26 protein-coding genes are annotated in these 23,977 nt (G+C 41.0%); 2 read left to right on the plus strand and 24 right to left on the minus strand.

All coding sequences use genetic code 11. The annotated features are described in order from the left end of the window. Positions 1–118: 118 nt before the first annotated feature. The 9 genes from glmS to IE337_RS05360 all read right to left on the minus strand — a co-directional run bounded on the left by glmS (position 119) and on the right by IE337_RS05360 (position 8,950). Positions 119–1,933 (minus strand): glutamine--fructose-6-phosphate transaminase (isomerizing), encoded by a 1,815-nt coding sequence (gene glmS / locus IE337_RS05320; RefSeq protein ID WP_191136074.1) that lies wholly within the window; start codon positions 1,931–1,933, stop codon positions 119–121. Positions 1,934–2,138: 205 nt separating this feature from the next. Further along, complete coding sequence (locus IE337_RS05325; protein WP_191136075.1) at positions 2,139–3,428, minus strand: LCP family protein; 1,290 nt, start codon at positions 3,426–3,428, stop codon at positions 2,139–2,141. A 113-nt stretch (positions 3,429–3,541) separates the two neighbouring features. Further along, entirely contained in the window at positions 3,542–4,558 is a 1,017-nt protein-coding gene (locus tag IE337_RS05330; RefSeq protein ID WP_057744172.1) for an acyltransferase family protein, read from the minus strand. A gap of 82 nt (positions 4,559–4,640) precedes the next feature. Continuing rightward, positions 4,641–5,198 (minus strand): ribosome recycling factor, encoded by a 558-nt coding sequence (gene frr / locus IE337_RS05335; RefSeq protein ID WP_057744175.1) that lies wholly within the window; start codon positions 5,196–5,198, stop codon positions 4,641–4,643. Further along, positions 5,198–5,923: a UMP kinase gene (pyrH, locus tag IE337_RS05340; protein ID WP_057744177.1), complete on the minus strand. Its 726-nt coding sequence runs from the start codon at positions 5,921–5,923 to the stop codon at positions 5,198–5,200. The genes frr and pyrH overlap by 1 nt, the downstream gene beginning before the upstream one ends. A 27-nt stretch (positions 5,924–5,950) precedes the next feature. Then, on the minus strand, positions 5,951–6,826 hold the full coding sequence (gene tsf / locus IE337_RS05345) for a translation elongation factor Ts (protein WP_191136076.1): 876 nt from the start codon (positions 6,824–6,826) through the stop codon (positions 5,951–5,953). 151 nt (positions 6,827–6,977) lie between these two features. Further along, the gene (rpsB, locus tag IE337_RS05350) at positions 6,978–7,766 is read right to left on the minus strand and encodes a 30S ribosomal protein S2 (protein ID WP_057744182.1); all 789 of its coding nucleotides are present in this window, start codon (positions 7,764–7,766) and stop codon (positions 6,978–6,980) included. Positions 7,767–7,920: 154 nt separating this feature from the next. Beyond that, positions 7,921–8,193 (minus strand): GIY-YIG nuclease family protein, encoded by a 273-nt coding sequence (locus IE337_RS05355; RefSeq protein WP_191136077.1) that lies wholly within the window; start codon positions 8,191–8,193, stop codon positions 7,921–7,923. Then, positions 8,186–8,950, minus strand: coding sequence for a tRNA1(Val) (adenine(37)-N6)-methyltransferase (locus IE337_RS05360; RefSeq protein WP_191136078.1), 765 nt, complete (start codon positions 8,948–8,950; stop codon positions 8,186–8,188). Before IE337_RS05360 ends, IE337_RS05355 begins: the two co-directional genes overlap by 8 nt. A gap of 78 nt (positions 8,951–9,028) precedes the next feature. On the opposite strand from IE337_RS05360, the gene IE337_RS05365 reads away from it, so the two are divergent. After that, positions 9,029–9,664 (plus strand): lysophospholipid acyltransferase family protein, encoded by a 636-nt coding sequence (locus IE337_RS05365; protein ID WP_057744193.1) that lies wholly within the window; start codon positions 9,029–9,031, stop codon positions 9,662–9,664. Between the two features lie 33 nt (positions 9,665–9,697). Here the strand turns inward: IE337_RS05365 and IE337_RS05370 are convergent, their stop codons facing one another. Next, entirely contained in the window at positions 9,698–9,931 is a 234-nt protein-coding gene (locus tag IE337_RS05370) for a YneF family protein (protein WP_057744195.1), read from the minus strand. Positions 9,932–9,978: 47 nt separating this feature from the next. Next, positions 9,979–10,215 (minus strand): DUF896 domain-containing protein, encoded by a 237-nt coding sequence (locus IE337_RS05375; protein ID WP_057744639.1) that lies wholly within the window; start codon positions 10,213–10,215, stop codon positions 9,979–9,981. Between the two features lie 243 nt (positions 10,216–10,458). Here IE337_RS05375 and lexA point away from each other — a divergent pair, with 243 nt between their 5' ends. After that, positions 10,459–11,070, plus strand: coding sequence for a transcriptional repressor LexA (gene lexA, locus IE337_RS05380; RefSeq protein WP_191136079.1), 612 nt, complete (start codon positions 10,459–10,461; stop codon positions 11,068–11,070). A 54-nt stretch (positions 11,071–11,124) separates the two neighbouring features. Here the strand turns inward: lexA and IE337_RS05385 are convergent, their stop codons facing one another. From IE337_RS05385 to IE337_RS05445, 13 genes are all read right to left on the minus strand, one after another. Beyond that, entirely contained in the window at positions 11,125–11,640 is a 516-nt protein-coding gene (locus tag IE337_RS05385; RefSeq protein ID WP_057744204.1) for an adenine phosphoribosyltransferase, read from the minus strand. A 5-nt stretch (positions 11,641–11,645) separates the two neighbouring features. After that, on the minus strand, positions 11,646–13,958 hold the full coding sequence (gene recJ / locus IE337_RS05390; protein WP_191136080.1) for a single-stranded-DNA-specific exonuclease RecJ: 2,313 nt from the start codon (positions 13,956–13,958) through the stop codon (positions 11,646–11,648). A 2-nt stretch (positions 13,959–13,960) separates the two neighbouring features. Continuing rightward, on the minus strand, positions 13,961–14,947 hold the full coding sequence (gene rnz / locus IE337_RS05395) for a ribonuclease Z (RefSeq protein ID WP_057744211.1): 987 nt from the start codon (positions 14,945–14,947) through the stop codon (positions 13,961–13,963). Between the two features lie 116 nt (positions 14,948–15,063). Beyond that, on the minus strand, positions 15,064–15,780 hold the full coding sequence (locus tag IE337_RS05400) for a hypothetical protein (RefSeq protein ID WP_191136081.1): 717 nt from the start codon (positions 15,778–15,780) through the stop codon (positions 15,064–15,066). Between the two features lie 10 nt (positions 15,781–15,790). Beyond that, a complete protein-coding gene (locus IE337_RS05405) occupies positions 15,791–16,069 on the minus strand; it encodes a hypothetical protein (RefSeq protein WP_191136082.1) in 279 nt (92 codons plus the stop codon). A gap of 101 nt (positions 16,070–16,170) precedes the next feature. After that, a complete protein-coding gene (locus tag IE337_RS05410) occupies positions 16,171–17,103 on the minus strand; it encodes a DnaJ C-terminal domain-containing protein (protein ID WP_191136083.1) in 933 nt (310 codons plus the stop codon). Positions 17,104–17,190: 87 nt separating this feature from the next. Then, entirely contained in the window at positions 17,191–19,005 is a 1,815-nt protein-coding gene (gene dnaK, locus IE337_RS05415; RefSeq protein WP_191136084.1) for a molecular chaperone DnaK, read from the minus strand. Between the two features lie 66 nt (positions 19,006–19,071). After that, complete coding sequence (gene grpE / locus IE337_RS05420; protein WP_057744226.1) at positions 19,072–19,656, minus strand: nucleotide exchange factor GrpE; 585 nt, start codon at positions 19,654–19,656, stop codon at positions 19,072–19,074. A 17-nt stretch (positions 19,657–19,673) separates the two neighbouring features. Beyond that, the gene (gene hrcA / locus IE337_RS05425; RefSeq protein ID WP_191136085.1) at positions 19,674–20,696 is read right to left on the minus strand and encodes a heat-inducible transcriptional repressor HrcA; all 1,023 of its coding nucleotides are present in this window, start codon (positions 20,694–20,696) and stop codon (positions 19,674–19,676) included. A gap of 204 nt (positions 20,697–20,900) precedes the next feature. After that, a complete protein-coding gene (locus IE337_RS05430; protein ID WP_191136086.1) occupies positions 20,901–21,674 on the minus strand; it encodes a DUF4422 domain-containing protein in 774 nt (257 codons plus the stop codon). Between the two features lie 20 nt (positions 21,675–21,694). After that, positions 21,695–22,000 carry a hypothetical protein gene (locus IE337_RS05435; RefSeq protein ID WP_191136087.1) on the minus strand — a complete coding sequence of 102 codons (306 nt, stop codon included), beginning with the start codon at positions 21,998–22,000 and terminating at the stop codon, positions 21,695–21,697. A gap of 23 nt (positions 22,001–22,023) precedes the next feature. Beyond that, complete coding sequence (locus tag IE337_RS05440) at positions 22,024–22,653, minus strand: sugar transferase (protein WP_057744237.1); 630 nt, start codon at positions 22,651–22,653, stop codon at positions 22,024–22,026. A 178-nt stretch (positions 22,654–22,831) separates the two neighbouring features. Then, complete coding sequence (locus IE337_RS05445) at positions 22,832–23,944, minus strand: CDP-glycerol glycerophosphotransferase family protein (RefSeq protein ID WP_191136088.1); 1,113 nt, start codon at positions 23,942–23,944, stop codon at positions 22,832–22,834. Between the last annotated feature and the right edge of the window lie 33 nt (positions 23,945–23,977).

Consider the following 23,977-nt stretch of genomic DNA (forward strand, 5'->3'; position numbering starts at 1 on the left):
GGATAATCGGCGGGCTTCATTTAAAGAAATTAGGTCCCTGCTCTGAACTGACGAATCCATCTAACCACAAAAAAAGCCCGACTGGTTGCAACCAATCGAACTTTTTATTTTGATGTGTTTATTGCACAGTCACTGACTTAGCCAAGTTACGAGGATGGTCAACATCCAAACCACGGCCCAATGATGTGTAGTAGGCCAAAAGTTGTGTTGGCACAACTGATAACAAGGGTGCAAGCAATGGATCAACATCAGGTAGGACATAGCCCGTGTCACCTGGTTCAGCCAAAGCCTTTGTTGTAATCGTGTACGCGTTAGCCCCACGTGCCTGTGTTTCAGCAATATTTCCACGAACCAATCCAGCAGTCTTTGGTTGCGTCAACAAAGCAATCACTGGTGTACCATCTTCAATCAAAGCCAATGTACCGTGCTTCAATTCTCCAGCCGGGAATCCTTCAGCTTGTACATATGAGATTTCCTTCAACTTCAAAGCCGCTTCCAATGAAACGTCGGCATCAGCTCCACGACCAATGTAAAAGGCGCTGTGTGCTGGTACCAATAATTCATTAGCAACCTTCTCAAAGACAGCCTTATCGTCAACAATTGCTTGAATATCAACAGCGATCTTTGATAGTTCTTGTTCAAGATCAAGGTCAATGCGATCTGACAATGCATAGGCCAAAATGGCTTGCAATGTAACTTGCGCAATGTATGCCTTCGTTGAGGCAACAGCAATTTCAGGACCAGCCATCAATGGCAAAGCATATGTTGCTTCACGCCAAAGTGTTGACTTTTCAACGTTAGTCATCGTCAATGACTTAAATCCAGCGCGGTTCACGTTTTGCAAAACTTCACGTGAATCAGCTGTTTCTCCTGATTGTGATAAGAAGATAAAGAATGGGTTTTCTGAAAGCAATGGTTGTTCATATGCAAATTCAGATGAAACATGGACTTCAGTTGGAATACCTGACCAACTTTCAAACATGCGGGCCCCAATTAGACCTGAGTGGTATGACGTACCAGCTGCGACGATATAGATACGATCAGCGGCCTTAATATCATTCAAAATTTGGTCACCAATCAAGATTTCACCAGTGTCGCCAAAATACTTATCCAACATGCGACGGATGGCAACAGGTTGCTCATCAATTTCCTTAAGCATATAATATTCGTACGTTCCCTTATCTGTTTCAGAAGCGTCGATATCCACGTGGAAAGGTTCACGGGTAATTTCTTCACCTTCACGGTTGAACAAACGAACAGATTCAGGCTTAATCACACCAATTTCATCATCATTCAATTCAATGAAGTCATGTGTTTCGTCAAGCATGGCGATGGCGTCTGAAGTAACAACGTTAAAGTCTTCACCAATTCCAATCAAAAGTGGTGACTTACGCTTAGCCACATACATCGTATCTGGTTCTTGATCATCCATCAATAAGAATCCATAAGCTGAGTTATCAGCAAGCAGACTCGTCATCTTTTGCAAAGCTTCAAATGTTGTCAAACCTTCTTCAACAAACTTAGCCACTAATTGTACAGCAACTTCAGTGTCTGTATCAGAAACGAATGGTACATCAGTCAAGTACTTGTGCTTTAGTTCAAGGTAGTTTTCAATCACCCCGTTGTGAACCAAGTAAAAACGCTCGTTGGCACTCATTTGTGGGTGAGCATTTTCGACTGATGGCACACCATGAGTTGCCCAACGTGTGTGCGCAATTCCGGCAGTTCCTGAAACATCTGAACGATCAACAAGGTCAACCAATTCTGCAACACGACCCTTTTCTTTAACCAATTGGTCCATGTTATCAGCAACATCTGGAACAAAAATTCCAGCTGAATCATAACCACGATATTCTAATTTTTGTAGTCCCTTTAATAAGATGGGAGCAGATTGGTAGTTTAACCCTGTATATCCAACAATTCCACAATACATATGTGTAATCTCCTTTAAAATGCGCTATTATGCGTTGTTTGATTTTATCACTTTCATTATTATACAATTTGAATAATGGTATAGTCAACGAACCAATTGATTGAATTGGTATAGTTAGGGCTTTAAACACGAGATTTTATGGCTGCTTATTTCAAATTGGTATAGACAAAAAAGCATTGAAGCCTATACTTCAATGCTTTTTCGATTAATTTGATACTGTTCCACCGGCAGAGCCCGTTGCAACGCCATCAGTTTGTGGGGCAATATCCGCTGTATCGCCATCCTTATTTGACAATGCTTCTGACTGTGCAAGTGTTGGTACCCCATTCGCAACAATTGTTTCGTCTGAAACATCACCGCTATAAAGGTTTCCAGTTTGCTTTGGATTCAAATCTAATGATTTGCGTAACACATCCGTGGCACGTTGTTGTTCACCACGATAAACAACTTCGGTAGATCCAGATGAAAGGTTGTAACCATTTCCTTGAATGTGGTCAGACTCAATATTATTCGCCGCACTTATATACTTGGTACCGACCTTCATAACATCTCCGAATGTCATATCAGTTTGCGTTGACTTCCCAATTTCTTCAATAAAGTTACTTGAAAGTACCTTTGTTGGGTTTTGTTTGATTTTATCTAGGATACCTTGCATTACTAAACGTTGACGTTCTTGACGACCATAGTCTCCGTTTGGATCAGCATAACGCATTCTTGAGAACGCTAAGGCATCATCACCATTCATTGTGTTAGATGTGGTGGTCTTTCCGTTCTTAGTATGCGTGAAGGTTGATGACCCCTTCGTAAAGTGATAAAGATTATCACCTTCAGAATGTGCAGTTTCAGGATTGAAATCAAAGGTCAAAGGTGACGTCACTTCAATACCACCAACTTGATCAACCACTTTTTCCAAACCACCCATGTTAACTAAGGCATAGAAATCAATGGGTACGTTCAACCAATCTTGTACGGTTTTAATGATTGCAGCCGAAGAACCGAATTCATAGGCAGCGTTAATCTTTGAAGGGAATTCACTTTCGTGTCCTGGTACGGCGACCAATGAATCACGCGGAATTGACATAATAGTCGTCTTTTCTTCCTTTGGATTAACGGTAACCAACATCATTGAATCGGTACGACCCTTGTAGTCCCGACCAAATTCACCCGTATCAGTTCCTAGAAGCAAAACTGAGAATGGCTTACCATCCTTTAAGACTTGATCGACATCCCGCGCTTTCTTGATGTTAGAAGGCTTGTATGAACTATCAACCGCACCTTTTGACTTAGCATAGAGCATGCCACCAAAAACAAAGAGTGCAATCACAATCAAAATTAAAAGATATAGCAACCAGCGCCATGGACTTTTTTTATGACGAGGCTTTTTTGGTCCAGACCCATTTGCATTGGCAGTTGCCGCCCCAGTGGTTTCTTGATGCCGGTGTTCTTCTTCTTCATGTTCGCGACGTTCCGAACGTGAATTATATTCATTAGCCATGCTTAATTCCCTCGTTTCAAAGCTTTAATAATACACAATTATAACATTCTCGAAACAAATAATACATATTATTTTTAAATCCTACCTTAAGCTGCAACGATTGGAAAAGACTTTTATTTCTCAGCAAACAACCATTCATTTAAATGACACCGCTTAATGATATATGATCCAAGATATGAAAAAATCAAAGCCACCATGAAAATAATCATCGCGACTAACCATAAATTCGTAACATGCACAAAACGAAGTAAGAAGATTCGTGTTCCAGCTAACGGAATAATATGCATCACATAAATTTGCATCGAAATGACACCCGTATATTCTAACGCTCTTACTGACCTGTGATTTGCTTGCGTCGCAATTAATTTAGCAGCAAAACAAAGCATCGCCGTTCCAATAATTGCCGTAAAAAACCAAGTATAGTTACTTAATACAACATGATTGGCGCGCAGGATGAGAATATATAATGTTTCAACAAAAATAAATGCGCCCGTACTAAGCCCAAAGCCAATCCACGTATGGTTTCGCTTTTCTTCAGCCGTAAAGAACTCCAATAAATAGGTCCCTAAAGCAAAGAAGATAAAGAACTTACTAAACTTGATTAAAATCCAGACATCTGGGAAAAATGGGTATCCGATAAATAACAAGGCTCCAATAATGAGTAACAATGGTTTGTATCCACGTGGGCAAAGCTTTGCAACCACTAAATAGGTCATAAAGAAGAAGAAGAGCAAGTATAAATACCAATATTCGGAAAAAGGCACGATTGGTGCTTGGATGACTTCTTTAAAGCCCAACCCACCATTGGTATATTTTTGAACAACCTGCATGATCGTTCCTAAAATAATAGACCAAACAAAGTACGGATAAACCAACCGTTTAACTTTATCCCAAAAAGCGACCCTCGTTGGTTTTTGTAGCCAATGATTGACAAATAGACCACTCAAGATAAAGAAAGCAGGCATGTGAAATGAATAAATCACTGCTTTCGTAATATAAATGGAACTCCAAGCAGTCGTAAAGCCTAAGTGTTCACTTGAATTAATCCCTTGTACGGCGTGACCAAAAACAACCAATAGAATTGCCATGCCTTTAGCAATATCAATGGCGTGAATTCTTTTTTTCTGCATTGTTCTTCCCTTACATCATAGTTATTAGACAAAAAAGCAGTCCCAGGCCATTGACCTGATAACTGCTTTTTTTAAGTTGAAATTAAATTGTAAGTAATTCTTTTTCTTTATCCGCAGCAATTTCATCAACTTGCTTAGTTGCAGCATCAGTTGCCTTTTGGATATCGTCTTCTAATTGGTGGGCTTCATCTTCAGACAAATCACCATCTTTCAAAGCACGCTTGCTTGCATCCATGGCGTCTCGGCGAGCTGAACGAACAGCCACCTTTGACTTTTCAGCAATTCCCTTAACTTCTTTAGCTAAGTCCTTACGACTTTCTTCAGTCAAAGCAGGAATCACCAAACGAATCACTGAACCATCATTAGCAGGAGTCAATCCAAGGTCAGCAGCGAACAAAGCTTGTTCGATGTCCTTTAGAGCAGACTTATCAAAAGGTGTAATCAAAAGCACGCGTGCTTCTGGTACAGAAATTGATGCAATTTGGTTCAATGGTGTTTCGGCACCATAGTAATCAACATTGACATTACGTAAAATTGAAGGGTTTGCCACCCCAGCTCGAATTTCACTTAATTCTTTACGCAAAGCATCGTTGGCCTTAGCCATCTTGTCTTGCGCTTGCTCAATAATTTCGTTTGCCATTAATGACTAGCCTCCACGGTAGTTCCAACGTTTTCACCTTCAACCACACGCTTGATGTTACCTGCTGTATTCATATTGAAAATCACCAAGTTAATATCGTTATCACGTGCAAGGGTTGAGGCAGTTGAGTCCATAACCTTTAAATCTTTATCAATGATATCTTCGTGCGTTAATGATTCAAACATAGTTGCATCTGGATGTGTACGAGGATCGGCAGAATAGACACCATCAACACCATTCTTAGCCATTAAAATGGCTTCAGCATTGATTTCAGCTGCGCGCAATGCGGCAGTGGTGTCTGTTGAAAAGTATGGTGAACCGGTTCCGGCACCAAAAATAACAACACGACCCTTTTCCAAATGACGGACAGCCTTACGACGAACGTAAGGTTCGGCAACTTGGCGCATTTCAATCGCTGTTTGGACACGTGTTGGGACACCGGCTGATTCCAAAGCATCTTGCAATGCTAAGGCATTCATTGTTGTTCCTAACATACCAACATAGTCAGCTTGGGCGCGTTCCATACCCATTTGGGCACCGGCTTCACCACGCCAAAGATTTCCACCACCAACAACAATGGCAATTTCAATTCCAAGCTCATAGACATCCTTGATGTCAGCCGCAACTTGAGTCACAGTTTCAGGATCAATCCCAAAACCACGTTCTCCAGCAAGGGCTTCACCGGATAATTTCAATAAAATACGCTTATATTTAACATTTGCCATGATTTATCTATCCTCTACTAGTTCGGATTAACCAATTTGTGCCGCAACTTCAGCAGCGAAGTCATTTTCAGCCTTTTCCATACCTTCACCAACTTCGTAGCGAACGAATTCAACAACCTTACCACCCTTAGATGATACGTATTCGCTTACAGTTTCCTTACCGTCACCCTTAACGTAAGGTTGGTCGTTCAATGAAATTTCTGAAAGATACTTCTTCAAACGTCCTTCAACCATCTTTTCCTTGATGTTTTCAGGCTTACCTTCAAGGTCTTCAGCATTCATCAAGACTTCCTTTTCGTGTGCCAATTGGTCTTCAGGCACTTGGTCGCTTGAGATGAACTTAGGGTTGATAGCTGCAACGTGCATAGCAACGTCCTTAGCAGTTTCGTCATCAGCACCATCGATAAGTACGATAGCTGAGATACGTCCACCCATGTGTGAGTAGATACCCATTGATTGACCGTCTTGCTTTTCGATAACTTGGAAACGACGCAATGTAATCTTTTCACCAGTCACTTGAGTTGTGTGAATGATCAATTCGTTCATTGTTTCGCCATCGATGTCCAAGCTCAAAGCAGCTTCAACATCAGCTGGTTCGTTATCAACAATTGTTTGCGCAACAGTCTTCAACAAGTCATTAAATTCCTTGTTTCCGGCCACGAAATCAGTTTGTGAGTTCAATTCGATGATAGCAGCCTTGTTTCCAGCTTCAACAACGAATGTCATTCCTTCAGCAGCAACAGCATCAGCCTTCTTAGCAGCCTTTGCCATTCCCTTTTCGCGCAAAACATCAACGGCCTTTTCCATATCTCCGTCTGTTTCTACCAAAGCCTTCTTGGCGTCCATCATTCCAACACCAGTCATTTCACGTAATTCTTTAACTTGAGCAGCTTTAATTGCCATTTTTGTGGTCTCCTTGTTTAATGCATAATTTTTTCTAATTCAGTATAACTGAAATTCGGCGAAATTTCTAGCGATTTTCACAATATCTTCAAAAGTATCTGTGAATTGATAAAAAAAAACTACAAGCACGAGACTTGTAGTTTTATTTCACTTAAACTTCCTTGTTACCTTCAACAAGTTCAGTCAAGTCAACGATTGTGTCAACACGACCGTCTTCTTCAGCGTTAACTGCAGTCAATTCTTCTTCAACTGAGTCTTCACCTTGGTTACCTTCGATGATTGCATCTGCCATCTTAGCAGTGATCAAACGAACGGCACGAATAGCATCATCGTTAGATGGGATGATAACATCGATTTGGTCTGGATCAGCATTTGTGTCAACCATAGCCACGATAGGAATGTTCAACTTGTGTGCTTCTTCAACAGCCAATTGTTCCTTGTGTGGATCCACGATGTACATAACATCAGGGATACGTGGCATGTCAGCGATACCACCCAAGAACTTTTCCAACTTTTCACGTTGCTTGATCAACAATGAAACTTCCTTCTTTGGCAATACTTCAAAAGTACCGTCTTCAGACATGGCACGCAATTCCTTCAAACGTGCAACACGCTTTTGGATTGTTTCCCAGTTTGTCAAAGTTCCACCCAACCAACGGTGGTTAACGAAGTATTGGTTAGCACGTGTTGCTTCTTCAGCAATAGCGTCTTGTGCTTGCTTCTTAGTTCCAACGAACAAGAAGATAGCACCATCAGCTGCTTCATCGCGCATAAAGTTGTAAGCCTTATCAACCAACTTAACTGTCTTTTGCAAATCGATGATGTAGATTCCGTTACGTTCCGTAAAGATGAATTCTTGCATCTTTGGGTTCCAACGACGTGTTTGGTGACCGAAGTGGACACCAGCTTCAAGCAATTGCTTCATTGAGATTACTGCCATGAGTATATCTTCCTCCAGATGTTTTTCCACCTAATTTCGCCTGTAATTCGACGACCCAGTTGGGGCACCTGCCAAACTATTGAAATTAGTGCGTATTTTGTCCGATTTCACGAACAATAAGATATTTTACATGATTTCCAAACAGACTGCAAGTCTAAAAATCAAAGACGCCTCGTTCGTGTAAGAATATTTCTTTATTCGATCGCGTTAGTTTCTTAAAGGCCGCTTCTGCCTTAAGCGCATCACTTTTGTTATCAAACGCCTCTGCATACAATAATCGTAATGGGCGCCGGGCTTTAGGCCGCGTAAATTTAGCGCCCTTACCTGCATTATGCGTCGCTAGACGTTTACCAACATCATCAGTAAAACCACCGTAAAATAAACCATCAGCCGTTAACAAGACATACATATAGTACTGTTTAGTCATCTTGGTTTTTGCCTTCGTAAATATCGAGGATTTCTTGACGATAGCTACCATCGGGATTGTGTGTAATGATTGGTGGTAAAATACGTGCACCTGTACCATCCCCATCCTTGATTGCATCAATTAGAACAATATTGGCTTCGGAGTTTGGTTTAGGATAAACAAATTGCAATTTTTTAGGCGATAGATGTGCTGCTCGCAAGGCATCTAGAATTTCAAAAAGACGATCTGGACGATGCACCATATAAAAGTGTGCTTTATTTTTCAGCAACTTATTGGCAGTTTTCGTCACAAGCGTGAGGTCAGCCTTGATTTCATGGCGAGCAATCGCATAATGTTCATCTTCTTTCATCACCGTCTTTTCGGAATCGACTGCAAAGTAAGGCGGATTTGAGACAACTGTATCGGCACTTCCCGGACGAATATCACTAAAGATATCCCGCATATCTTCGTTTTTAATGGTAATCTTATCTTCAAGTTGATTCATTGAAACTGAGCGTCGGGCCATTTCGGCTAATTCAGGTTGGATTTCTACACCCACGATTTGCCCTTGCACCTTGTGTGCCATGAATAATGGAATGGCCCCATTGCCACTCCCTAAATCAACCGTCAAGCCACGCCCATTTTTTCTTGGGTTGGCAAAGTTTGCTAACAAAACAGCATCAAGCGAAAATGAAAAAACATCTTTACTTTGAATAATGTGAACCTGATCTTGATACAACATATCAATACGTTCACCTGGTTTTAATTCTACATCCATTCCCTTACTCCATTTCTCATCCATTGCCATACGCAAACCCGTGTGGGATAATATATTGTCACAATCAGGAGGTTAATTATGTTTTATACAGTCGGACGCTATGTCGTCACATTTGTTCTTTGGGTATTTAATGGTCGCTATCGCGTTGTGGGAAAAGAAAACCTACCCACGACTGGCAACTATATTATTGTTGGACCGCACCGTGCCCTGTGGGATATGATTTATTTTGCCATGATGGCCTGGCCCAAGCATTTTGCCTTTATGGCTAAAAAAGAGCTCTTTAAGAACCCTATTTTACGCTGGATTTTAGTCCATGCCAATGCCTTTTCAGTTGATCGCGAAAATCCAGGACTTTCAGCAATCAAAACACCTGTCAACATTTTAAAGAAAACTGACTTAAGCTTGATTATGTTCCCTTCTGGATCACGTCACTCGCAAAAGTTAAAGGGTGGTTCAGTTGTCATTGCCAAAACATCAGGTAAGCCACTGGTTCCAGTTGTTTATCAAGGACCGCTAACTTTGGGTGAATTGTTTAACCCATTTAAACGTGGAGGCGTTGCAATCGGAGTTGGCGAACCCATCTCAATCGATAAAAAAATGAAATTAAACGATGACACAACTGCCGCAATTGATAAACAATTAACAGATGCATTTAAAACCTTAGATACACAACTAGACCCTAACTTCGTCTATGTTGATCCAAAGGCAAAATAAAAAAAGGTTACCCGCTGGGTAACCTTTTTTATTTTACTTCTTAGTTGATTGAGCTGATTGGGCTTTCATTTGCGCCATCATTTGGTTCAACTTCTTTTGTGAAGGCTTTTGCCCCATTGACGTCATCATTGAACGCATCATGTCTTCACTAATTGGTGGGTTCTTCTTCAAGTAGCTCTCCATTGTGCGACGAGCCAAAAAGAAACCACCAGCAGCCCCTAGCAAAGCTGCTACAACAACAATCAAAATCCAAATTCCTGTACTCATGATACTCTCCATTTAATTCTTAATTTTTATAGCATTGGTTACGCCAATTAGTCGTCACGCAAACCTTTATCACGTTGGATTTGGCGCACCTTTTCAGGCGTCACTTCATTACCATCGTCATCATAAACTTGTAACATTTCAATTTGCGAACGGAATGACTTCCGGAAGTTCTCTAAAAACTCTTGACGTAAGTCAGCGCGTTCTTTCGTTTCTTCCTCGGTCAATCCTTCATCAGTCTTAGCTTTAGCAGCTAATTCATTAATCCGTTCACGAACAGCAACCATGTGATCATCCACCGGTGCTTGACTATCTTCTGCTTCAGAAGCATCGTGTTCAATATCCTCTGTGTTGACAGGATCAATTTCTAAATCGACTTCTTCTACATGCTTATCTTCATTTTCAGCCATCGCTATCACGTCTCCTTCTAGTCTTCTACCATATATTTTAACATGAATTTCTCAATTTCGGCTGGCAATTATCCATTTTTTGGCTTATTATATTAAAAAATGTGAAACGAGCATAACTAAATGGCTGAATCAAATCAAATTGCAATTCTCAGGTACATCCATGAACAACAAACAATGACTGGATATGCCCCAACCGTACGTGAAATTGCCGAACATGTCCACTTAGCCTCAACCGCAACCGTGCATGGTCACATCAATCGCCTAATCAAAAAAGGATTACTAACAAAAAAAGCGACCAAATCTCGCTCTTTTCATGTGACCCCTAGCGGATTACGAGTGCTAGAGCAAGCCCCAGCATCCCTAAATATGGTTCCGCGCTTTGACCCAGATAATAACATTGAAAATCAAGATCATGTTGATTACATTCCTGTTCCTGAACAATTAATCGCCGATCAAGATGCTTTCTTCATCGTTGCCCAACAAAATGAAACCATGATTGAACTAGGAATTTTGCCTGGAGATATGCTAATCGTCCACCGGCAAGACACTGCTCAGGATGGTGACATTATTTTAGTCGACTTACCTGAACACCCCAAGCAAGTCTATCGTTTTTTTCATGAGGCTGACCATTTTCGACTTGAACCTGAAAACACCAAACTCACGCCAGTAATCTCACGTTCCTTAACGATATTAGGTAAAGTCAAAAGTCTATATCGTCCAAACATTCAATAAAAAAGCCCATTACGCTAAATTAACGTAACGGGCTTTTATTTTATCTTGATATGTTTAGTATTCAAGCAAAGCGAGAATATCATAGCCGTCTAAGCGTTCACGGCCTTTAAGACCGGCTAGTTCAATAAAGAAAGCTAAGCCAACCACAGTTCCACCAAGCGCTTCAACCAACTTAATGGTCGCCTCGATTGTCCCACCAGTAGCCAATAAATCATCGGTAATTAAAACCTTATCACCTGGCTTAATTGCATCTGTATGCATTTCTAGGCTGGCTGTACCATACTCAAGTTGATAACTCTCAGAAACAACCTCGCGTGGTAATTTACCAGGCTTGCGCGCTGGAACTAAACCTAGTCCCATTTCATTCGCAACAGGTGCACCAACCAAGAAACCACGCGATTCAGGTCCAACGATGACATTCACATCACGTGCTTTTGCATAGGCGACAATTTCTGAAGTCGCTTGTTGATAAGCTGCTCCATCCGCTAAGAGCGGTGTGATGTCTCGAAAAATGATACCTTCTTCCGGAAAATTAGGAATCGCTTTAATATAATCATGTAAATCTAACATGTACTTTATTTCTCCTGATTACTCAAATCTGAAAGTAACGTCTCAAGTTCTGCCGTCGAACTATAAATAAGTTGCTTTTCAAGTTCACGACGCTTCATAAACGCCTTATAGGCCTTCGTTTCCGTTAAATCTACCGTACTAGGGTTTGTAACAGGATTCAAAAAACCATTTTCTATTGTAACAAAGTTAGCTTCTAAAAACACCTTAAATATTAAATTCAACATACTTTGGTCCATTTGTAAATGATTGGCAACCTGTTTAAATTGACCAGACAAATTCACATTTTGGAACGATTGTACAAATCGGAACACCTTACCAAAATCAGCTTTATCAGGTACTTTTTGTAGGTATGTCGGTGTTTTGGTATAAAAAATTGGCGCAATTGCCTGCGCCGGCACAAAATTCAGTAATTCACCCAACTCATCCAATGAATTAGGTAAATCGACCAAGGCTAAGGTACCAAGCTGCGTATAATTGTAGGCATCATCAATAAAGATAGCCCGTCCATTCGCACCGACCTGACCGGCCAATTGATCGTAATTCTTCTTATTAAAAAAGATATAATCTGCATTTTGTTGCAAAAGTTGACGGGTTAACTTAGTTGTTCGCCAATCCATGATTGAAGAGCCTTCCGCTTGCAAGTCCTTCAACATGAGCTGGTACGTTGTCATCCCACGATAAACGTTCTCACTCATCGCACCAACAAGTTTAATTGTTTGGAAATGACCCTGTAGTTGGTCAGCAGTCGCTCCAAAACCAAAGCCAATAACGGGTAAATTCCCCTGATCAGTCACCGCTGTGAAACGGAGATGTTTCCCATCCGACATCGTTTTCACCTGTTGAACGGCACTCACATTAATTTCAAAAATCGGTTCTGGATTTCCTTCACCGAATGGTCCGAGCATTTGAAGCGTCTCGAATGTTTCTCGATTAAAATCGCTTCCATCCATTTGCGAGAGAATCGAGAGATCTGCTTTGCCTTTTTCTGAAAGATTTTGGGCAACCGCCGCTTCATCTAGGACTTTTTGTAATTGCCCAACATTGTCAAGCGGTAACGTCATACCAGCTGCACCGGCATGCCCACCGAAAGCAGTGAAAAGTTCCCGATGTTGATCCAACGGCGTAAACAAATCAAACCCATCAATGGAACGAGCAGATCCTTTAGCTTGTGTGCCATCACTCGATAATACGATGGATGGTTTGCCAGTCGCATCAACTAATCGACTTGCTACAATACCGAGAACACCCTCATGCCAACCTTCGCCCACTACGACATTTACCGCATGCGTCGTTGCCTGATCTGTTAACATTTGAGTCGCAGCGTTTGTAACATCTTCGACCAGCATTTGACGCTCTTGATTGAGTGTTTCAACCTGTTGGGCCAACGTTTCAGCCTCCTCAGGTTCATCACTTAATAACAACTGAACCCCCAGCATCGGATTGTCTAACCGCCCAATCGCATTTAAGCGTGGTCCAATTGTAAAGCCAATACTCATTGCATCTAAGTCTTCTGGATTTTTTCCAGCAATAGACAAGATTGCTGCAACGCCTGGGCGTGCATCTTCCCGCATCGCCATAAGACCTTGCGCAACAATGATACGATTTTCATCAACGAGCGGCATAATATCCGCAACCGTACCAAGCGCAGCTAGGTCAATAACTTCATCTGCTGGTGCTTCAAGCAATGCTGACGCAACTTTAAAGGCCACCCCGGCTCCTGAAAGGTCACCAAAGGGATAGCTTGGTGCCTCACGTGGTAAGCGCGGATGAACGACCGCCACTGCGTCGGGAAGTTGTTCCGGTAACTCATGATGGTCCGTTACAATCGTGTCTATCCCCTGTGACTTCAGCCACGCAATCTCATCTGCTCCCGTCACGCCGTTGTCGACGGTTACTAAGAGTTGCATCCCATTAGCGGCAAGTTCTTGATACTTCGCTAAGTTTGGTCCGTACCCTTGTTCAAAACGGCTTGGTACAAAGTAATCAACTTGAGCACCCATAATTTCAAGGGCCCAAAACATAATTGCGGTACTGGTCATACCATCCACATCGTAGTCTCCATAAACCACAATACTTTCACCAGATTCAATCGCCTGCATTAAACGTGCAATTGCCGCATCCATCCCTGCTAGTTCTGCAGGATCATACAAAGCTTCCATACCTGGTTGCAAAAAGGCTTGAATTTCTTCTGGGGTTTTTAAACCTTGGTTTACAACATATTTAGCCACTAAATTTGGCAGTTGATAGTCGTTTTCCAACGTCTTAACGAGCTGGTCATCCGGAGCCACCAGTTGCCATGCATACTTCGATTCAATCATCACTAACCTTCCTGATCTTCAATCACATGGTCAATTTTAATCGGCTTACTATTAGTCTGTTCACCATATGGTATTTCAAACACATCAAAATCATTGACAACACGCGTATTCTCAAAAATAGTCCGAGCTTGATACGCAAGGGCACTAGCTGACTTTCCCGCATATCGAGCTGAAATATGCGTTAAAAATAGTCGTCCAACATGTGCTTTTTCAGCAATTTCCGCTGCCTGTAGACTAGTCGCATGATAGTGGTTACGCGCTTTTTTCCCTTCGCCCTTACCATACGTTGATTCATGCACAAGGACATCCGCCCCCTCAGCTAATTCAGCAGCCTCATCCGTCTTGCGCGTATCTCCTAAGATAACAACAGAACGGCCTTTTTTAGCCGGTCCAATCACATCGGCACTTTTAATAAGCGTTCCGTCTGCAAGCGTGATATCATTGCCATTTTTTAATTGTCCGTATTGTGGACCTGCCGGCACATTCAAAGCCTTTAATTTATCAACTTGTAACTCACCCACCATATCGTGTTCATCAATACGATAACCAAAAGATAGGATTTTGTGATCCAACGGCTTAGCAGTAACCGTCATTTTATCGTCTTCAAAAACAACACCCCCTACAGGGTCAATTTCAACGAAAGCTAGTGGATATGTTAAATGCGTCTGTGACACCTGTAGACTTGTCTCAACGAAACGTTTAATCCCTTTTGGACCATAGATTGTCATGGTGTCATCGCCACCTTGAAACGACCGAGATGCTAATAGACCTGGTAATCCAAAAATATGATCACCATGAAGATGGGTAATAAATATTTTATCAATTTTTCGAGGACGAATACTTGAACTCAACATTTGAATCTGTGTTCCCTCGCCAACATCAAATAGCCAAACGGAATTCAATTCATCAAGTAACCTTAAGGCAATACTCGTCACATTACGAAAACGCGCCGGGACACTTGCCCCTGTTCCTAAGAATTCAAGTTGCATTACTTGTTCCTCCATCTTAATTTCACATAAAAAAACCGCCTAAAAGCGGTTTTAGACTTATACTATTCTAACATTTAAAACAAGACTTGCGTACGTTTTCTACGATTCAAAACATTTTAGACATTTACTTTTATCTTTGATGTCTTCTCACTCACTTCGCGACCATCGGCATTATACGTTGACGCAAATTCAATGTTAAAGGTCTTAAAATCCTTTACTGATTGCTTTGGCACCCAAACAATCGCATATCCTTCTTGAGTGGATCCTGGCGCCACACCTTCATTGCTCAATTCAGCACCATTAATGAGTCCACCTAAAGTTGTCATGACATCCTTGTATCCATACGAAACTGTCGCAACACCGTCTGTCAAAATCGTCTGATTAGTGTTGTTGGTAATGTCATAGTGGATTTCGGCAGCTGTATAATTCTTAGGCAAATCCGGTGTGTTCAACGTCTTACGGACAACGTTTTGTGCTTCACCAGTTCGTGCTTCATTCTCCAACAATTGAATGCGTCTTAACTTATAACTTACCGGCCCACTTGTCACTTCACCTTTTAGCGGTTTATCCTCTGCCAAACGTACCCGCACGCCTTGACGCGTAACCGTGTAATCGCCCGTTTGAGTTGGCATCGCGTTTTTTACAAAATTTTTAGATTTCAAATCCGACTTAGGGACATCATAGACAACACTGGATTCAGACACTTTCTCGCGCCTTTTATTATCACCAGTTTGCCCATTAATTGACAAATCCCCTTGCATCCAAACATATCCGACGCCAATAAGAATTAGCAATACTGTTGAGAATGCAAAATACATTGTGCTCTTTTTCATCGCTTGCTCCTTAGCCTAGCACCAATTTTTCCGATTGAACTTGGTAACCATAAATTCTGACTGAATTACCAGCTTCGTCCAATCCAACAATTTCAAGCGAATCAGACAAAGCTAACAGGTCTTCCAAGACCATGCCAGAATCTGGCTGTTCCGTTATTTTTAAAAAAGCTGTATCTATATCAACACCAGCTAGCATCACCGGTGCTATCTGATTTGGCCCATCATGCATAAAAAGTGGACGATCCAACGGCATCCCTACGACACTTAGTTTAAAGTCCAATAATAACATCCTGAGCCTCCTTAATTAATATAACGACTAAACCTTAAAGAAATAAAAAATAAAACCATCCCATGCCCAAGTGCACGAAACGGTTCTACTTTTATTTCTGTTTATTTACCAAACAAGCCACGCTTAGCTTCTTGACCATCTAAAGTTTCCTGATAGTTTGTCAAAGCCTTCTTTTGGTCTTTATTCAATTTCTTTGGCACATCAATGAATACCGTTACAATATGATCACCATTATTGTTACCACGCATCAACGGAGCACCCTTACCACGCAAACGGAAGTTCGTTTCAGTTTGCGTTCCTGCTGGAATCTTCAAAGAAACATCACCATGTACCGTTTTGACTGAAATTTCACCACCTAACACAGCGGTTGGATAGTCAATGGCAACACGTGAATAAATCGTACCACCGTCACGATCAAAACCATCCTTTGAGGCAGAAACATAGAAGACGACATATAAGTCACCGTAAGGTCCACCATTAGTTCCGGCTTCACCTTGACCTTCTAGGCGCATTTGCTGACCATCTTCCACTCCCGCTGGTATCGTGACTTTGAGTTCTTTACGCTCTTGTTCACCATTTTCACCTTGACGGGTATAGTTGATGGTTGTTTCTTCACCAAAAATCGCTTCTTCAAAAGTAAGGTTCATCCGGTACTGCAAATCACGTCCTTGACGCGGACGATTTGGATCAGAAGAGAATCCGCCACCAAACATTTGCTCGAACAAATCATTCAAATCACCGCTGAATTGGGCGCCTTGACCACCGCCAAAGCCGCCAAAACCACCAAAGCCTTGACCACCGCCAAAACCACCATCAGCACCAGCTTTACCATACTGATCATACATTTGACGCTTTTGTTCATCCCCTAAAGTTTCATAGGCTTCCTGAACGGCCTTGTATTTGTCTTCAGCACCTTCTTCATGATTGATATCTGGATGGTACTTCTTTGACAGCTTACGATAAGCCTTTTTAATATCATCTTGAGATGCGTCTTTAGATACACCTAATGTATCGTAGAATTCTGAATTGTTCATGCGGCATCCCCTCCTTTTTTATTTTATGTATCACAAAACGAGGCCCGAGCCCCGTTTTGTGTCTGTGTAACGATAAGATGTTCCAGATTACTTATCTGATTCGTCTGTGAATTCTCCATCCACTGTGCCATCATCATTGGTAGCATCAGCATCTGGTTGTGCTTGGTCAGCTTGTTGTTGATATAGCTTCATCGCTAATTCTTGAGCAACCTTTTCCAAAGCTTCCTTCTTTTCCTTCATATCATCAAGGTTATCAGATTCCTTAGCTGCCTTCAATGCTTCAACAGCATCTTCAACAGGCTTCTTTTCGTCATCACTTACCTTGTCACCAACATCTTCAAGTGTCTTTTCTGAACTGAAGATCAATTGGTCAACTTCATTACGCAAGTCAGCTTCTTCCTTGCGTTGCTTGTCAGCTTCTTCGTTAGCCTTAGCATCGTTCATCATACGTTCGATATCTTCGTCAGAAAGTGAACCTGAATCTTGGATGGTAATCTTTTGTTCCTTGTTAGTACCAAGATCCTTGGCAGAAACAGAAACGATACCATTACGGTCAATATCAAATGTCACTTCAATTTGTGGCACACCACGTGGTGCAGCTGGGATATCTGTCAATTGGAATTGTCCCAAAGTCTTGTTATCAGCAGCCATCGCACGCTCACCTTGCAAAACATGGATATCAACGGCTGGTTGGTTATCTGCAGCAGTTGAGAATGTTTGTGACTTTGAAGTTGGGATAGTCGTGTTACGATCAATCAACTTTGTGAAGACACCACCCATTGTTTCGATTCCAAGTGAAAGAGGTGTCACATCAAGCAAAACGACATCCTTAACATCACCCGTCAAAACTCCAGCTTGGATAGCAGCTCCCAAAGCAACCGCTTCATCAGGGTTGATTGAGTGGTCTGGTTCCTTACCAGTCAACTTCTTAACAGATTCTTGAACAGCAGGGATACGTGTTGATCCACCGTTCAAAATAACCTTATCGATATCATTCATTGAAAGTCCAGCATCCTTCAAAGCAGCCTTAACAGGTCCTTCAGCACGCTCAACAAGTTCAGCCGTCATTTGGTTGAATTGGCTACGTGTCAAAGTCTTTTGAATGTGCAATGGACCAGCATCAGTTGCAGTAATGAATGGCAAGTCGATTTGTGCTTCCGTTGCTTGTGACAAAGTCTTCTTAGCTGTCTCAGCAGCATCCTTTAAACGTTGTAGGGCAAGCTTGTCATCACGCAAGTCAATGCCATTTTCTTTCTCAAAGTCATCTGCCAACCAGTCAATAATCTTTTGGTCAAAGTCATCACCACCAAGATGTGTATCACCATTTGTTGACAAAACTTCAAAGACACCATCACCTAATTCAAGGATTGAAATGTCAAATGTTCCACCACCAAGGTCATAGACCAAAACCTTTTCATCCTTGTCATCACCATCAAGACCGTATGCCAAAGCAGCAGCCGTTGGTTCGTTGATGATACGCTTTACATCAAGCCCAGCAATCTTTCCAGCATCCTTAGTTGCTTGACGTTGTGCATCATTGAAGTAAGCAGGCACTGTGATAACAGCTTCAGTAACCTTTTCACCCAAATAGTCTTCAGCGTAACCCTTCAAATATTGCAAAATCATAGCTGAAATTTCTTGTGGCTTGTATTCCTTACCATCAATATCAACGGTATAGTTTGCCTCACCCATGTGAGACTTAATTGAAGATACAGTATCAGGGTTTGTAATAGCTTGACGCTTTGCAGTATCCCCAACTTGCACTTCACCATTCTTAAATGAGACAACAGATGGTGTTGTACGTCCACCATTTGGGTTTGTGATAACCTTTGGAGCATCACCTTCCATAACGGCAACAGCTGAATTTGTAGTTCCTAAATCAATTCCAATAATCTTAGACATAATATATAATACCTCTCGATTTTTATTTTTTATTTTTTTGTTTCAATCTATAGTGCCGGTTGTCAGTTAGTTATAAACTGCAACCATTGCGGGGCGAATCACGCGATCTTCAAGCATATAGCCTTTTTGCATGACGCTAGCAATCGTATCTGCTGGATGTTCATCATCAGCTGGTACAGATTGAATGGCTTGTGCATAGTTCGGATCAAAGGTCTCACCCACTTGACCAACTTCTTTAATACCATTATCAGATAACGCCTGCTTCAAAGTACCAAAGACCATTTCAACGCCCTTCTTCAATTGCTCTGATGCATCATCATCAGCCTCAACCTGCAATGCTCGCTCCAAATTGTCCAGAGCAGGCAAAACAGCCAAGCCTAACTTTTGATTAGCATACTTCAAAGCTTGTGCTTGTTCCTTAGCCAAACGTGTCTGCATATTCTGCATCTCCGCTTGTGCCCGTAAGAACTTGTCGTCCGCATCAGAAAGTTGTTGTTTCAAGTCAGCAATCTCATCAGCAACCGATTCAGTTGCAGTTTCATCAACTTCAACCACATCGTCTTCTGGCTCAATCACTTCGACATCAACCTCTTCATCATTTAGAGGCGTTGCCTCATTTTCCTGATTTTCAGTTTGTTTTTCCTCTGCCATTCCGACACCTCTCTTCATTAATAATATTCGATTAATTTCTGACCAATTGCATTTCTAAACTGATCAACCGTTGCCACCATTTTTGCATATGGCATACGCGTCGGTCCTAAGAGCGCAATCGCACCAGCACCATGTCTTGGGATATGATACGTCGCCGAAACCAAACTATACTGATCAAATAAATCATTGCGATTTTCATCACCAATTTGAACCATCACGCCTTCGTTGGCTGTACCAACAACCTTGCGCATTGCCTCAGGAGATTGAATCACTTGCAAAATTTGCTTTAGCGCTTTCGGATCCGTATCACTTGTATAATCCAAAACATTTAATTGACCACCAATGAACACTTCGTCCGAGATTGAACGTGCTAACACATCACCAAACAACTGCAAGAACGCAGCCGGCGTGCGAATCACACGTTCCATTTTCAATGGTAAATCGCCGCTCAGAGTTTTTAATACGTCGACGACTAAACAGTCAACCAACGTATCATTAATATAAGCCACCATGCCATCCAACTCGGAAACATCCATGCCTTCCGGTAATCTAAAACTTTGACTCGTAACATCACCGTCATTTGTAACAACAATTGCTAAAATTTGTTGACCATCTAGTGGCACAAGTCTAAACCCAGAGAGTCGAGTCCCCATCGCTTCAGGCTTCAATGCCATCGCTGTATAACCAGTTAAATTAACCAATTCATCAACCGCTTGTTGTAACAAATCATCAACTTGTTGGAAATTTCGAGCAAAGACACGTTGCAATGCTTTTTGAATTTCCAAATCACTTTGATCATCAGTCATCAACCGATCAACGTAATAGCGATATCCGCCTTGCGAAGGCACTCTTCCAGAAGATGTATGCTCTTTTTGCAACAATCCACGATCTTCCAAAACGGCCATTTCATTTCGAATCGTTGCAGAGCTTACACCTAAGTCTAAGTCCTGAAGCAATGTTTTAGACCCGACAGCCTTTCCATTTTTAGCGTAATCTTTAACGATTGTTGCTAAAATCAAACTCTGCCTATCCGTTAACATTCTGCTTCACCTCTTTCATTAGCACTCATTAACCTTTCCTGCTAACATCTATTATAATACACGCCTCCCTACCACTTGTCAACACTTTTAGCACTTAAATATAAAGAGTGCCAAAACACTTTAAAAAGCTGATTATATCAAGGATTTGCACCATCTATTTCGTAATTTTTCCCACAAAAAAAGAGAAATCTTTTTGATTTCTCTTTAAAAATGCGTTTTTGTTTGATCACTATTTAAAAACTTCCGCTTCAGGAACTGACTGCCCTTGTCTAACCAATTCGTTTTCTCAGTCGTTACCAAAGGATATTCGCGATACTTATGCTGTCTTGTTTCAACCCAAATGTCCATTAAGCGTTCGGATAAAAAGCCAAAAACTCGCGCATCTTGACCTTGATACGTATCATATGGAATCTTTTCTTGAACCTTCGCTAACACACCAAACACAAAGTCTGTATAATCTTGGAACAAGACTTGCGGCATAATGCTCATATTATATAGATGTATCTTTGTTGATTTCTCCAACGCTAAAAAGGCTGGCTCAAAATCCGGATAATCATCATGGATGACCTGCTCTAATACAAAATACGGCTCATTTAAATGTGCATTCAAATAATGGTCTTTTTGATTTTCAATGTAGTAATTTCGAACCTTGGGCAATAAGACATCCGCACCTTCAAGCCCCTTGCGAATTTCAGTTTCTGTTAAAACATCTTGAAGCGAATGACTGCTCTTAGATCCTAAGTATCGTCGATAATGTGCTAACCCGATGATATCTTCGTTTTGTAGATTATATTTTGCCCAATACATCGCTGTTAATTCATTATAGTATGGATTCATTTCAGACATGTTTTTACCGGTATCATCACCAATATATCCAGCTGGACAATCCCCCTTCAGGGCACTACCAACATAGACTGGTTGATAAATCGAATCTTCCGGCATTTGATACGGCTTATGCGCTGCAACAATTATTTTCATTTCGACGCTCCTTTAAACGATTAATTCAACGTATTGGGATGTTTCTTGGCATATGTCACCACCGAAACATCAGCTTGTTTTGCCGCATTGATAACGCGTTGCATTTGAGCAGTCGAGACGTGTTTCGTCGAGATATCAGCTCGTTGTAAATCTCGACGGGCCACTTGCACAGTTCGCGATTCACGGCCAACCGTCGCAGTCTGATTTTGTTGTTTTTGCAATCGGGCATGCTGTACATTTTGAATGTAATAACTTCCAAACGCCATCGTTAACAATAAGATAACCAACAGCACCCAAATTACCCAGTTTCTTTTTGGTTTAGGCATCGCCTAGGCCTCCCTTGTCATTTTTACATCGCTCCAACTTTTTTAAAGATAGCCCGAATCGTCATAAAGATAATTTTAAAATCGAACCACATGTTCGCATGTGTTGCATATTCAATTTCTAATTCTGCTCGTTCTGGATAATGAATGGTACTCCGTCCGCTTGCTTGCCACAACCCCATCGCGCCAGGTCGGACTGATAAAAAGACATCAACCCGATCACCGTATTCAACTAATTCATTCTCAACAACTGGACGTGGACCAATAATACTCATGTCACCTTTTAGAATATTAATAAATTGCGGTAATTCATCAATAGAGGTTTTTCGCAAAAAAGCACCTAATTTAGTAATCCGTGGATCTTCTTCAGTCGGTAATTTATAACCATTCGCTACAAATTTCGCGTACAAATCTGGATTAGCATACAACTTTTTATCCGCATCAACAATCATTGAGCGAAACTTATAAATTTGAAACGGCTTGTGGTTCAATCCAATTCGGGTTTGACGGTAAAACACCGGACCGCGATTTGCACCATATAAATATAGTAGCGAAACTGCCAGAAATACCGGTGACAAGACAATCAATGCAAAAATCGCAATGGAGATATCTAAAAACCGTTTTGAAAATATGTAGCTTTTACTTTTCTTTGTCATCGTTTTATTTAACTCTCTTTATTTCGATTCACTTCTATTGAATCAATCAAATCGAAATGGTTATTCTTTCTATTATATGAAGACCTTGGATTCCACACAACGTCCCTTTTTAATAATTATACGATAAAAACCAAAAAAACCACTAAACTCCTAAAAGTTTGGTGGTTTTTTAATGATTTCATTTAAAACACGCTTTCAGTATTTGAACTGTTTCCGAGGTTGGATGCGGATCAAACTGTTGTTCTAACTGATTTAAACTATCTTTAGAACAGGTCTGGTTCGCTAGCACTTCCTTCAATTCATTAAAATCACGCGCAATTGGCAAACCCAGTGTATGTGGATCAAAGTAAAAGCCACGCTTCGCTTGATAATCATTTAAATCCGATTCATATAAATAAATTGGCTTTTGCCAATAAGCAAAATCGAAGAACACACTTGAATAGTCCGTTATCAAGACGTCAGCTTTGGCAAATAAATCATAAAGATCAAATTCATTACCATTGATAAGTTCTGGTAAGGTTAAATGTTCAGAAAAATAATGTCCACGATAGATAACCTGATACGTTTCCATCAATTCGGTTAACTGTTCGGGATTTAAAAAAGCATTTGGTGCAGCTTCATTACGATAGGTTGGCACATATAACAGCACTGGTTTATCAGTATCGAATTGTTTTGACGCAAATTTAGTTAATTGTTGCGCAGCTTTATCAGATAACCATTTACGTAGCTGTCCATGTTCCATGACCTTTTTAGCCTTCGGAAATAATTCATGTAGTTTTTCAGCATCATAAGGGCCATTCGCAAATAGATAGTCAATTTCAACTTCGTCATACCACTTTTGAACAAGCTTAGGTAAATCTGGCTCCGCATGCCCTAATGTCTTCAACGGAATCCCATGCCAAAATTGAATATACACATTCTTAGGATGATGAAATGGAATCAATCGTTCAATCGAAGCATTACTGACCCAATATTTAGATTGGAGCAAATACCAAAAATAACGCATTGAATCCATTTTAATTTTTTTCGCACCCGGTACGTCTGCGAAATCATTGGGCTCATTGACCGCCCAAATAAAGTCATAATCCGCAAATTCAGGATCATCACGTAAAATTTCAAAGGCAGCAAGTGGTGTATCAGATATTTGACGCCCACTGTATGAAGCAAACATAATCTGTTGAGGGTTTACCTTAACAAATAGCTGCAATCCCGCTAAAAACACCCGCATCATTCCAAGATAGATAAAACCAAGGACAGTCGAATCTTTGATGACATTTTTAATTTTTTGCATATTTCTCTTCCTATAAAAAACTCATTTTGCAAT

This window comes from Weissella viridescens, from assembly GCF_014789145.1.
GTDB lineage: Bacteria > Bacillota > Bacilli > Lactobacillales > Lactobacillaceae > Weissella > Weissella viridescens.